General features: G+C 68.1%; 1 pseudogene. It reads right to left on the bottom strand.

Annotation, left to right across the window (positions count from 1 at the left end):
• Window positions 1-235, bottom strand: a pseudogene (locus OO60_RS44410) (crotonyl-CoA carboxylase/reductase); the annotation flags it as partial.

Genomic DNA, 235 nt, shown 5'->3' on the forward strand with positions numbered 1-235 from the left:
CAGCTGCCGGTAGGCCGTCGAGTTCACCAACCCCGGGGACGCGGCCTCCTCCCAGGTCAGGTGGTCCGGCTTCGGCATCAGCTGGTTCGCCTTGACCAGTGCGATCTCCGCCAGCCCGCCGAAGTTGGTCTCGAACCCCCAGATCCGCTGCTCGGTGTCGAGCATCGTGTCGTTGTGCCCGTCCGGGCTCTCCAGCTCCACGCTCAGGCAATGCGCCACCACCTCATCGCCGGGC

The sequence above is a fragment of the Amycolatopsis vancoresmycina genome, from assembly GCF_000716785.1.
GTDB lineage: Bacteria > Actinomycetota > Actinomycetes > Mycobacteriales > Pseudonocardiaceae > Amycolatopsis > Amycolatopsis vancoresmycina.